This is a genomic window from Cupriavidus sp. SK-4 (genome assembly GCF_000611125.1).
GTDB classification, from domain to species: Bacteria; Pseudomonadota; Gammaproteobacteria; order Burkholderiales; family Burkholderiaceae; genus Cupriavidus; species Cupriavidus necator.
The window spans coordinates 1-11583 of record NZ_JFJW01000065.1 but is presented as its reverse complement, the minus strand read 5'-3'; the positions used below and the strand labels follow the sequence as shown (position 1 = coordinate 11583).

The 11583-nt window shown below is 65.7% G+C and carries 8 protein-coding genes, 1 tRNA gene and 1 pseudogene; 3 read left to right on the top strand and 7 right to left on the bottom strand.

The features are described from left to right. Nucleotides 1-90 precede the first annotated feature (90 nt). The gene (gene ppk2, locus CF68_RS13485; RefSeq protein ID WP_035819564.1) at nucleotides 91-1008 is read left to right on the top strand and encodes a polyphosphate kinase 2; all 918 of its coding nucleotides are present in this window, start codon (nucleotides 91-93) and stop codon (nucleotides 1006-1008) included. A 342-nt stretch (nucleotides 1009-1350) separates the two neighbouring features. Here the strand turns inward: ppk2 and CF68_RS13475 are convergent. From CF68_RS13475 to pepN, 3 genes are all read right to left on the bottom strand, one after another. Then, a tRNA-Thr gene (locus CF68_RS13475) sits at nucleotides 1351-1426 on the bottom strand. Nucleotides 1427-1576: 150 nt separating this feature from the next. Then, entirely contained in the window at nucleotides 1577-2593 is a 1017-nt protein-coding gene (locus CF68_RS13470) for a class 1 fructose-bisphosphatase (RefSeq protein ID WP_013955968.1), read from the bottom strand. A 97-nt stretch (nucleotides 2594-2690) separates the two neighbouring features. Next, complete coding sequence (gene pepN, locus CF68_RS13465; RefSeq protein WP_035819560.1) at nucleotides 2691-5387, bottom strand: aminopeptidase N; 2697 nt, start codon at nucleotides 5385-5387, stop codon at nucleotides 2691-2693. A 270-nt stretch (nucleotides 5388-5657) separates the two neighbouring features. Between pepN and CF68_RS13460 the strand changes: the two genes are divergently transcribed. Together CF68_RS13460 and CF68_RS13455 are read left to right on the top strand one after the other, a co-directional pair. Then, a complete protein-coding gene (locus tag CF68_RS13460; protein ID WP_035819558.1) occupies nucleotides 5658-6281 on the top strand; it encodes a DUF4136 domain-containing protein in 624 nt (207 codons plus the stop codon). A 341-nt stretch (nucleotides 6282-6622) separates the two neighbouring features. Then, entirely contained in the window at nucleotides 6623-8944 is a 2322-nt protein-coding gene (locus CF68_RS13455; protein ID WP_035819556.1) for an NADP-dependent malic enzyme, read from the top strand. A gap of 106 nt (nucleotides 8945-9050) precedes the next feature. Here CF68_RS13455 and CF68_RS13450 read toward each other — a convergent pair whose 3' ends face one another. The 4 genes and pseudogenes from CF68_RS13450 to CF68_RS13435 all read right to left on the bottom strand — a co-directional run. After that, on the bottom strand, nucleotides 9051-9296 hold the full coding sequence (locus tag CF68_RS13450; RefSeq protein ID WP_010809178.1) for a hypothetical protein: 246 nt from the start codon (nucleotides 9294-9296) through the stop codon (nucleotides 9051-9053). A gap of 240 nt (nucleotides 9297-9536) precedes the next feature. After that, a complete protein-coding gene (locus CF68_RS13445; protein ID WP_035819554.1) occupies nucleotides 9537-10604 on the bottom strand; it encodes a porin in 1068 nt (355 codons plus the stop codon). Nucleotides 10605-10787: 183 nt separating this feature from the next. Continuing rightward, nucleotides 10788-11306 (bottom strand): 2-oxo-4-hydroxy-4-carboxy-5-ureidoimidazoline decarboxylase, encoded by a 519-nt coding sequence (gene uraD / locus CF68_RS13440; RefSeq protein ID WP_035819552.1) that lies wholly within the window; start codon nucleotides 11304-11306, stop codon nucleotides 10788-10790. Beyond that, a pseudogene (locus tag CF68_RS13435) lies at nucleotides 11303-11583 on the bottom strand (allantoinase); the annotation flags it as partial. The pseudogene CF68_RS13435 and the gene uraD, both read right to left, overlap by 4 nt.

Below are 11583 nucleotides of genomic sequence, written 5' to 3'. Positions count from 1 at the left end.
AGGGCGGGTTGCCTGCCCCGTTTTCACGCGGCTGCAATACGGGCATGCGAGTATCGCCGCACCGCGTTGTATCCACAGGGAGCAGATCAGATGAGACCGGGCGAAGCAGAATTGGTGCGGCGCATCCACAACGAGGTGGCCGACTACTACGACGAAGAGATCGAACTGGAACTGGACGACCGCGAAGCCAGCGAGGCCTTCGGCGATCCGGTGCACCTGGACGACGAGGGCGAGCAGGACAGCCGCCGGCATTATTTCCGCGAGCTGTTCCGCCTGCAGGGCGAACTGGTGCGGCTGCAGAGCTGGGTGGCCGCCACCGGGCACAAGATCGTCATCATCTTCGAAGGACGCGACGCCGCCGGCAAGGGCGGCGTGATCAAGCGCATCACGCAGCGCCTGAACCCGCGCGTCTGCCGCGTGGCGGCGCTGCCCGCGCCCAACGACCGCGAACGCACCCAGTGGTACTTCCAGCGCTACGTGGCGCACTTGCCCGCCGCCGGCGAGATCGTGCTGTTCGACCGCAGCTGGTACAACCGCGCCGGCGTCGAGCGCGTGATGGGCTTCTGCTCCGACGACCAGTACGAAGAGTTCTTCCGCTCCGTGCCCGAGTTCGAAAAGATGCTGGTGCGCTCCGGCATCCAGGTGATCAAGTACTGGTTTTCGATCACGCACGACGAACAGCGTTTGCGCTTCCTCAGCCGCATCCACGATCCGCTCAAGCAGTGGAAGCTGAGCCCGATGGACCTGGAATCACAGCGCCGCTGGGAGGACTACACCAAGGCCAAGGAAATCATGCTCGAGCGCACGCATATTGCCGAGGCGCCGTGGTGGGTGGTGCAGGCCGACGACAAGAAGCGCGCGCGGCTGAACTGCATCCATCACCTGCTGAGCCAGGTCCCCTATGCGGAAGTGGAGGCGCCCAGCGTGGTGCTGCCGGGGCGCGAACGGCATGAGGACTATGTGCGGCAGCCGGTGCCGAAGGAGATGATCGTTCCGGATGTGTATTGAGGGAACACACCCTAGGGTTTGCACGGGTGCGTCATCGTCCCCCTGGGGTAGACGGCTACCTATAATGAAAACAGCCACCTGTAAATCCAAGGGTGGCCGTTATCGTGGAACTGCTAGTTTTTTGGGCGGCCATGCTTGCTGCCTACCTTCTGATGAAGCGTGCCGGCTGCTTCAGCCAGCCGGTGCTTTATCCCGACTTCGATCATCCCTTCCGCTACTGGTGGGCGCAACGGCTGGGGCGCCAGCTGCTACCGCCGGCTTTGCCGGATCACAGGCAACAAAAAACCCGGAGAGCGTGACGCTGTCCGGGTTTGCTTGTGTGGGCGATGCCCTGGAATTCTTTGGTGCCGAAGAGAGGAATCGAACCCCCGACCTTCTCATTACGAATGAGCTGCTCTACCGACTGAGCTACTTCGGCAACATGTTCCGGTGAACTGGAACAGCCCGCAATAGTAGCAGCGTTTTTCCGCCTTGTGAACCCCTTTTGTGTCGCCCGTGCCATCCGGCCGGGGCCAAAAGAAAACGGGGCGCCACCTGGGCGCCCCGTCTTATTGCCGCGTGGCCGGAATCAGGCCTTGCCTTCGGCTTCCAGGTGGTAGCGGGTGACGCGTTCCACTTCGTTCTTGGAGCCCAGGATCACGGAGACGCGCTGGTGCAGTTTTTCGGGCTGCACGTCCATGATGCGCTGGTGGCCGTTGGTGGCGGCGCCGCCGGCCTGTTCGACCAGCATGGCCATCGGGTTGGCTTCGTACATCAGGCGCAGCTTGCCCGGTTTTTCCGGCTCGCGCTTGTCCCACGGGTACATGAAGACGCCGCCGCGGGTCAGGATGCGGTGCACATCGGCGACCATCGAGGCGACCCAGCGCATGTTGAAGTTCTTGCCGCGCGGGCCTTCTTCGCCAGCCAGGCATTCGTCGATATAGCGGCGCACGGGCGGGGCCCAGTGGCGCATGTTCGACATGTTGATGGCGAATTCCTTGGTGTCGTCCGGGATCGTCACGTTGGAGTGCGTCAGCACGAAGCTGCCTGCCTCGCGGTCCAGCGTGAACATGTGCACGCCGTTGCCGACGGTCAGCACCAGGGTGGTCTGCGGGCCGTAGACGGCGTAGCCGGCGGCGACCTGGTGGGTGCCGGGCTGCATGAAGTCGGCCTCGGTCACGGTCTGGCCCGGCTTGGGCATGTGCAGCACCGAGAAGATGGTGCCGATCGAGACGTTGACGTCAATGTTCGACGAGCCGTCCAGCGGGTCGAACATCAGCAGGTATTCGCCCTTCGGGTAGCGGTTGGGAATCTCGTAGAACGATTCCATTTCTTCGGACGCCATGGCGGCGAGGTGGCCGCCCCATTCGTTGGCGTCGAGCAGCACTTCATTGGCGATCACGTCCAGCTTCTGCTGGGTTTCGCCCTGGACGTTGCCGGTGCCGGCCGAGCCCAGCACGCCGGCGAGGGCGCCCTTGCTGACGGCGTTGGAAATGGCCTTGCAGGCGCGCGCGACCACTTCGATCAGCAGCCGCAGTTCGGGCTGGATCGTGTTGTGCTTGCGCTGCTCCTCGACCAGGTAGCGGGTGAGGCTGATGCGAGTCATGGTTGGTTCTCCTTGGATGGCCGCAATTCTACATGCCCGGCCGCGCCGGGCCGGGCAAAGGGGGCGTTGGCGGGCCTCCTTGTGTCGTTCCCGCCGCTCAGGCGGCCAGCGCCTTGCCGACGATCTCGCGCACGTCGCGCGACAGCGTACTGCTGGCGGCGACGCGTTCCAGTTCGGCGCGCATGCGGTCGCGCAGCGCCAGTTCGTACTTCTGCCAGCGGTCCATCACGCGTGCCAGGCGCGCCGCCACTTGCGGGTTGATGGCGTCGAGCGCCAGCACCTGGTCGGCCCAGAAGCGGTAGCCCGAGCCGTCCTGGGCGTGGAACTGGGCCGGGTTGCCGGAGCAGAAGCTGAAGATCAGCGAACGCGCGCGGTTGGGGTTGCGCAGGTTGAAGGCGGGGTGCTCCATCAGCGCGCGCACGGTGTCGATGGTGCGCTTGCCGGCGTGCGGGCCGACTTCACCGCGCTGCATACCTTGCAGCGAGAACCATTTGTCGATCACCAGCGGGTCGTCCTCGAAGCGCTCGTAGAAGTCCGCCAGCGCATGCTCGCGCCCGGGGGCGAAGCTGTTGACCAGCGCCGACAGCGCGGCGAAGCGATCGGTCATGTTGTCGGCGTTCTGGTACTGCTGCTCGGCCAGCGCCTGCATCGCGGCATCGCCGCTGTCGGCCAGGTAGCCGAGCGCAAGGTTGCGCAGTGCGCGCCTGGCGGCGGAAGTGGCATCGGGCGAGTAGGCGCCCGGCGTGGCGTTGCCCTCGTAGGCGGCGAGCCAGTCGGCCTGCAGCGCGCGCGCCAGGCCTTCGCGCATGAACTGGCGCGCGCGGTGGATGGCGGCGGGATCGGCCACGCCCATGCGCTCGGCCAGGTAGGCCTCGGCGGGCAGCACCAGCGCCTGTTCGCGGAAGGCGGGATTGAGCGTGTCGTCGGTCAGCACGGCGCGCATGGCCTGCACCAGCGCGGGCTCGAGCTTGAGCTCGCGCCCGGCCTGGACGTCGGCCACCAGCTGCAGCAGCGCGCGCGTGGCCAGGCGCTGGCCGGCTTCCCAGCGGTTGAAGGCATCGCTGTCGTGCGACAGCTGGAAGGTCAGCTGCGCGTCGGTGTACTCGGCATCGACGATCACCGGCGCCGAGAAGTTGCGCAGCAGCGAGGGCAGCGGGGCACTGGCGCCGCGCGGCAGGTTGATGAAGCGGAAGCTCTGCTCGGCCTGCGTGAAGTCGAGCACGCGCGTGGTCGCTCCGGGCGTGCTTTCGCCTTCGAGCTGCAGCGGCAGGTCCTTGCCGTCTGCGCCAAGCAGGCCGAGCGCGAACGGGATATGGAAGGGCTGCTTCTCGGGCGTGCCGGCGCGGGTCTCGATGCCGACCTTGGGGCAGCGCTGCGACAGCGTCAGCGTCAGGCTGCCGTCGTCGCCGTTCCAGTCCGTGCGCGCCGTCACCACCGGGGTGCCGGCCTGGCTGTACCACAGGCCGAACTGGCTCAGGTCGCGGCCGTTGGCATCGGCCATCGCCGCGCGGAAGTCGTCGCAGGTGACGGCCTGGCCGTCATGGCGCTGGAAGTACAGGTCCATGCCCTTGCGGAAGCCGTCGCGGCCGAGCAGGGTCTGGTACATGCGCACGACTTCGGCGCCTTTCTCGTACACGGTGACCGTGTAGAAGTTGTTGATCTCTTCGTAGCTGTCGGGGCGCACCGGGTGTGCCATCGGGCCGGCATCTTCGGGGAACTGCACCTGGCGCAGCACGCGCACGTCCTCGATGCGCTTGACCGCGCGGCCGGATTCCGAGCCCATCATGTCGGCCGAGAACTCCTGGTCGCGGAACACCGTCAGGCCTTCCTTGAGCGAAAGCTGGAACCAGTCGCGGCAGGTCACGCGGTTGCCGGTCCAGTTGTGGAAGTACTCATGGCCGACCACCGCCTCGATATTGGCGAAGTCGGTGTCGGTGGCGGTCTGCGCGTTGGCCAGCACGTACTTGGTGTTGAAGATGTTCAGGCCCTTGTTTTCCATCGCGCCCATGTTGAAGTCGCCCACGGCGACGATCATGAAGCGGTCAAGGTCCAGTTCCAGCCCGAAGCGGCGCTCGTCCCAGCGGATCGAATGGATCAGCGAATCCATGGCGTGGCGGGTCTTGTCGAGGTCGCGCGCCTCGACCCAGACCTGCAGCAGCTTGTCCTTGCCGGAGGCGGACTGGATCCGTTCCTCGATGCGTTCGAGCTTGCCCGCGACCAGCGCGAACAGGTAGGCCGGCTTGCGGAACGGGTCTTCCCATACGGCTGCGTGGCGGCCGTCGGGCAGTTCGCGCTGGCTCACCAGGTTGCCGTTGGACAGCAGCACCGGATAGGCGGCGCGGTCGGCGCGCAGCGTGACGCGGTAGGTCGCCATCACGTCGGGGCGGTCCAGGAAGTAGGTGATGCGGCGAAAGCCCTCGGCTTCGCACTGGGTGAAGAAGTTGCCGTTGGACACGTACAGGCCCGACAGCGTGGTATTGGCCGCGGGCTGGCAGGCGGTGGTGATCTCCAGCGTGCCCTGCGCCGGCAGGCCGGGGATGGTCAGCGTGCCGGCATCCTGGGTCGCGTTGGCGACCGGCTTGCCGTCCAGGCTGACGCCGATCAGTTCGAGCTCCTCGCCGGCCAGCACCAGCGGTGCATCGGGCGCGCCGGCCTGGCGCGCGAAGCGCAGCGTGCTGGTGACCACGGTGCGCTGGGGATCGAGGTCCAGCACCAGCTCGGCGTGGTCGATGGCGAACGGCGGCGGGGTATAGTCCTTGCGATAGACGGTAACGGGCGTGTCGGTGCGCAGCATGGAAAGATCCTGTCTTCGGAAGACCGTTAGGAAAGGGGGCGGGCCATGCGCGCGGCAGCGAAGCATGGCGCTGAAGTCCTCATTGTAGCCAAGGGGTCGGGGCGCGGCCCGGCGCAGCACGGCATCGGCAAGCTGCGGGGAATTCCGCGCCGGCGGCGTGGTCTCAGAGACACGTGGGTATTCAGAGGAAAGCGAGGTAGCACTATGTGGCAGCGCGCAGGCGGTGTCGGCAATGCAGGAGCGGCGGGGCCGCGCAGGTGGTGGGGGGCGATGGCGTTGCTGGCGGCGCTGCTGCTGTCGGGGTGCGCCAGCACGGTGGTGACCGATGTCACGGCGTTCAGCCAGCCCGGCTGGCAGAACGATGCGCCGCGCACCTACAGCTTCGAGCGCAGCGCCGAGCAGGCCGCGCAGCTGGACCGCCAGACCTATGAGCAGTGGCTGGCCGCGGCGCTGGCGGGGATCGGCTTCGAGCAGGTGCCGGCGAAACAGGCGCGCTATCGCGTCAGCATGGACTTCGATGCCGCGCCCGGCATCGTGCGCGTGGCCGAGACCGTCTACCCGGACCCATGGTACGGCCCGTGGGGCCCGTACTGGGGGCCTGGCTATTACCGCCCGTACGGGCCCTGGGGTCCGTGGGGCCCATGGGGGCCGGGCTACTGGCCGCCGCAGACCGTGGTGCGCGACGTGTCGGTGACGTTCTCCAGCCTGCGCGTGTATTTCAGGGATGCGGCCAGCGGCAAGCGGATCTACCAGGTCACCGCGCAGAACCAGACCGAGAACGGCAGCCTGCCGGCGGTCATGCCCTACCTGATCCGCAGCGCCTTTACCGACTTCCCGGCCGAGAGCGGCCGTCCGCGCCGGGTGACGCTGGAGGTCGAGAAGAACGCAAAGTAGGGCGGCCAGGGCCGGCCACGTCGTCCCGGACAGGCGATGCGTGCGGATGCATGCAGGGGCATGCGTCTGCACCTGCATTGCATACGCAATGGTAAAAGCTGTTTAACTGGAATAATCCACCCAAAAAACGGCCTGCAGGCGGGCCCTGGTGGTACTTTGCGCGGACACGTGGGCTAGAATGGTTGCTCGATTTTTCCGGCCTGTCTGCCGGAATCGTCAGTTTCGCTGCCAGGCGTTGTCCTTCGCTGCCGGCCCGTATCCTGAGATTTCTCGATCGGGGCCGAGCCGGATCTTGGCGGGAGAGGGGCGCTTCCGGTCCGGGCCATTTTCCGGACGAGCCAATGAGCAGCAAGAATAGCGGTGATGCACCGCAACATGCCCCGAACAGTCCTGAAGCGCAACTGCGCCTCGCTGCGCTGGAATACCACCGCAGCCCGACCAAGGGAAAGATCCAGGTAACCGCGACCAAGGCGCTGTCCAACCAGCGCGACCTGTCGCTGGCCTACTCGCCGGGCGTGGCCTATGCCTGCGAGGAAATCGCCAAGGACCCCGCCACCGCCGCCGAGTACACCTCGCGCGCCAACCTGGTGGCCGTGGTCACCAATGGCACCGCCGTGCTGGGCCTGGGCGATATCGGCCCGCTGGCCGGCAAGCCGGTGATGGAGGGCAAGGGCTGCCTGTTCAAGAAGTTCGCCGGCATCGACGTGTTCGACATCGAACTCGATGCGCGCGACCCGGACAAGATCGTCGAGATCGTTGCCGCGCTCGAGCCCACGCTGGGCGGCGTGAACCTGGAAGACATCAAGGCACCGGAATGCTTCTACATCGAGCAGAAGCTGCGCGAGCGCATGAACATCCCCGTCTTCCACGACGACCAGCACGGCACCGCCATTATTTCGACCGCGGCGCTGCTGAACGGCCTGAAGATCGTGGGCAAGGACATTGCCAAGGTGAAGATGGCCGTATCGGGCGCCGGCGCGGCTGCGATTGCGTGCCTCGATACGATGGTGAGCCTCGGCGTGACGCGCGAGAACATCTCGGTGGTGGACTCGAAGGGCGTGATCTATGTGGGCCGCGATGCCAGCATGGAGGCCAACAAGGCCCGCTACGCGCAGGACACGTCGGCCCGCACGCTGGCGGATATCGTCAACGGCGCCGACGTCTTCCTGGGTTGCTCGACCGCCGGCGTGCTGACCGCCGAGATGGTCAAGACCATGGCCGACAAGCCCATCATCCTGGCGCTGGCCAACCCCGAGCCGGAAATCCGCCCGGAAGTGGCCAAGGCCGCGCGCCCGGACTGCATCATCGCCACCGGCCGTTCGGACTACCCGAACCAGGTCAACAACGTGCTGTGCTTCCCGTACATCTTCCGCGGCGCACTGGATTGCGGCGCGACCAAGATCACGGAAGCGATGAAGCTGGCCTGCGTCAAGGCCATCGCCGAGCTGGCCGAGGCCGAGCTGAACGACGCCGTTGCCGCCGCCTACGGCGGCCGTGAGCTGAAGTTCGGCCCGGACTACATCATCCCGACCCCGTTCGACCAGCGCCTGATCGAGAAGATCGCGCCGGCGGTGGCCAAGGCCGCGGAAGAATCCGGCGTGGCCACGCGCCCGATCAAGGACCTCGAAGCGTATCGCCAGCAGCTGTCCACCTATGTCTATCACACCGGCCTGATCATGAAGCCGGTGTTCTCGGCCGCCAAGGCCGCGCCCAAGCGCGTCGCCTACGCCGAGGGCGAGGAAGAGCGCGTGCTGCGTGCCGTGCAGACCGTGGTGGACGAAGGGCTGGCCCGCCCCACCCTGATCGGCCGCCCGCACGTGATCCAGATGCGCATCGAGAAGGCCGGCCTGCGCCTCAAGGCCGGGGTGGACTTCGATCTGGTCAATCCGGAAGAAGACCCGCGCTATCGCGCCTACCACGAGGCCTACCAGGCCCTGCGCGGCCGCGACGGCGTGACGCCGGACATGGCCAAGGTGGCACTGCGCCGCTCCAACACGCTGATCGGCGCCATGCTGATTCACATGGGCGATGCCGATGCGCTGCTGTGCGGCACGGTGGGCCGCTTCGAGGCACACCTCGAGCACGTGCGCGACGTGATCGGCCTGGCGCCGGGCGCCAAGGTGTTCGCTGCGATGAATGCGCTGATGCTGGAAAAGCATACGCTGTTCATCACCGACACCTTCGTCAATGACGATCCCACCGCCGACGAACTGGCCGCGATCACGCAACTGGCCGCTGAGGAAATCGCGCGCTTCGGCCTCGTTCCCAAGGTCGCGCTGATGTCGCACTCGATGTTCGGCTCCTCTACCCGTCCGTCGGCGCGCAAGATGCGCGAGGCTGCGGGAATCCTGGCCAAGCTGGCACCGCACCTGGAAGTGGAAGGCGAGATGCAGGGCGACGCTGCCCTGGACGAAGACGTGCGCCGCCACTTCCTGCCGTCGACCAAGCTGGCCGGCAGCGCCAACCTGCTGGTGATGCCGACGCTGGATGCCGCCAATATCGCCTTCAACCTGCTCAAGATCACGGGCGGGCAGGGCGTCACGGTGGGCCCGATCCTGCTGGGCGCGGCCAAGCCGGTGCACATCCTGAACCCGCAGGCCACTACGCGCCGGATCGTCAACATGACGGCCGTGGCGGTGGCGGAGAGCAACGCGGTGCGCTGATGCGCTGACAGGCGTGAGCCAATGTAAAAAGCCGGGTCTGATGACCCGGCTTTTTCTTTGATGCTGCTCCGCGGCAAGCGCACAGGGCGCGCGGCGGGATCGGTGGCTATTGCAGCACGTTGTACTGCTCGCGCATCACGACAATGATCGACTTGGCCGCGGCGAGCTGCGTGCCCAGGTTGTCGACGGATTCTTGCGGGAAATCGACCTCGGCGCTCCAGTTGCATCCGGTATGGTCAGGCTGGTGCATTCGCACCGCGTGCAGTTCGCATTCGCCGCACTCGGGGTTGTTGTCGAGGCACTGGTTCAGGATGGCCATCAGTTCGGAACGGGTCTTCGGATATCGCCGCATGTATCACCTCGCTCAATGTCGTTTTTGAGGTCCGGATCACCAATCTAGGAAGCGGGAAGGAGGCCTTCCAATTGAATCCACCTATGAAATGCCGGCTTTCGATCCGTGTTCCCTGGCGGCATGCGATGGCGCGGCGCAGCATTTCGGCGGCAGATTTCCGCGCTGTGTGATGCGCACGCGGCAATGAAAAAGCCCGCCGGAAGGGCGGGCTCCAGGGCTGCCGGTGAGGCGGTTACGTCATCAGAACTTGTGACGCATGCCCACGCCGAAGGTATCGCCGTGCTCGATGCCGGTGATCTTGTCGTAGTAGTAGGCGGCGTAGACGTCGGTGCGCTTGGACAGGTTGTAGTCGTAGGCGACGGCAAACGTGTTGCGCTTGAAGTCACCGATCGCGTTCTCGGTCTTGCCATAGGCGTAGGACGCCAGCACGTTGCCGGCACCGACCGGCACCGAGGCCCCGACCTGACCGTTGGTGTGCTTGATGTCGCCGCTGGCGGCCGTGCTGGCCTTGGTCTTGATGTACTGGCCCTGGGCGAACAGCTTGACCACCTTGAAGTCGTACGTGATGCCGCCCAGCACAGCGTCCTGGCGGCTCAGGCCTGCTACCGACAGGTCGTCGGGAACCGCGTTGAAGCGGACCTGCTGGAACGCTACGGTCGCGGCGAACGGCCCGTTGAAGTACATCAGGTTGCCGCCCCACTTGTTCTGGCCCGCGGCACCTGCCTTCTCGCCTGCCGAGTAGATCAGGTTCGCGCTCAGGCCGCCGAAGTTCGGGGTGGAGTACAGCACCGAGTTGCTCCAGCCCGAGTCGCCGATGATGCCCGGATCCACCACGCCATTGCTGGCGGAACCGAAGTAGGTGTGGAAGATGGTCGGCGAGAACACATACGAGTCGACCAGCGGGTTGAACAGGATGGTCGAGATGAAGTACGGGGTGGTGTTGCGGCCCAGCTTCAACGTACCCAGCTTGTCATTCTGCAGGCCGACGTACGCGTTGCGGCTGAACATCGAGTCGCCGTTGAAGCGGCCGCTGTTGCCGCTGTCCGTGCGGAAGAACCCGTTCAGGTCGAAGATGGCCTTGGTGCCGCCGCCCAGGTCTTCGGTGCCCTTGATGCCCCAGTAGGACGTCTGCATACCGCCCGAGTTGGCCACCCATGCGCGCTCGCCCGAGCCCGGGCTCTTGACGCCGCCGACGAACATGTCAGCCTGGCCGTACAGCGTGACGCTGGACTGGGCCATGGCCGCGCCGGAAAAAAGGGTAGCCGCTACCGCCGCCAGCTTTAGTGCCGGCTTGTACTGCTTCTGCATTGTTAGACCTCCGTGGTTTGATCGATCCTGCTTGGAACGTTGTGTACTGGGTCCCTGTCGGGTTCTTCTAATGTCTTGGTGCTTTTATTCGTGCCGCCTGGCTTGGCTCGGTGATGGGTGGTGCATGGGGTGCCGGCGGCATCGGGTACAGCGTTTTTTGTTATACAGGTGACGCTTTTTTGCTCAGGCGGATACTAAGTCGTCAAGCCGGAACTGCGCAATGCGATGGATCTGGTTGATGCATGTTTGCAACTCTTGCTGCGGCGTGTTTTCCAGGCGGCGCGCGAACTCAGCGATGATCCCGTGGCGGTCGTAGCCGCGCACGGCGAGGATGAACGGGAAGCCGAACTTCTGGTTGTAGGCCGCGTTAAGCGCCTGCAGGCGGTCGAACTCCTCGGGCGTGCACAGGTTCAGGCCGGCACCGCTTTGCTCGCGCGTGGATTCGGCGGTCAGCTCGCCGCGCACGGCGGCCTTGCCGGCCAGCTCCGGGTGGGCGCGCACCAGCTTGAGTTGGGCCGCCTCGCCGGCTTCATCGACGGCCTTGCGCAGTGCCAGTGCCAGCGCGGCACCGTCGGCGAAGGGCCGTTGCGTGGCAGCGGTTTCGGCAAACCACGGCGAATGTTCGTAGATGCCGCCCAGCACCTGCACGAACTCCGCGACAGGCATGGTGTTGAGTTGGGCGATGGTGTAGGTCTGGCTCATGCTTGGTTCCGGGGGGTGTAGGGGTGGGTATCGGCCCAGTGGCGGGCGATGTCGACACGGCGGCAGATCCACACCTTGTCGTGACCCTGCACATAGTCGAGGAAGCGCTGCAGCGCGCGGAAGCGGCCCGGGCGGCCGAGCAGGCGGCAGTGCATGCCGATCGACAGCATCTTGGGGCTGTCCTGTCCGCTGGGGTCGCCTTCCTCGTACAGCACGTCGAACGCGTCCTTCAGGTACTGGAAGAATTGTTCGCCGGTATTGAAGCCCTGCGGCGTGG